The sequence below is a fragment of the Staphylococcus sp. AC872 genome (assembly GCF_979255425.1).
This window is the reverse complement of the sequence record NZ_CEEDKW010000112.1, coordinates 1-211: the sequence shown is the minus strand read 5'-3', so window position 1 is coordinate 211 and position 211 is coordinate 1. Positions and strand designations below refer to the sequence as shown.

The following is a 211-nucleotide window of genomic DNA, read 5'->3' as shown; positions in this document are numbered from 1 at the left end:
AAGGTAGCCGTATCGGAAGGTGCGGCTGGATCACCTCCTTTCTAAGGATATATTCGGAACATCTTCGTAGAAGATGAAGGAATAACATTGACATATTGTATTCAGTTTTGAATGTTTATATAACATTCAACGTGATGGGCCTATAGCTCAGCTGGTTAGAGCGCACGCCTGATAAGCGTGAGGTCGGTGGTTCGAGTCCACTTAGGCCCAC

The 211-nt window shown here is 45.5% G+C and carries 1 tRNA gene; it reads left to right on the top strand.

Annotated elements, in window-relative coordinates:
- The first annotated feature begins 136 nt into the window (after positions 1-136).
- Positions 137-210, top strand: a tRNA-Ile gene (locus tag ACZ267_RS13125).
- Position 211: the final 1 nt, after the last annotated feature.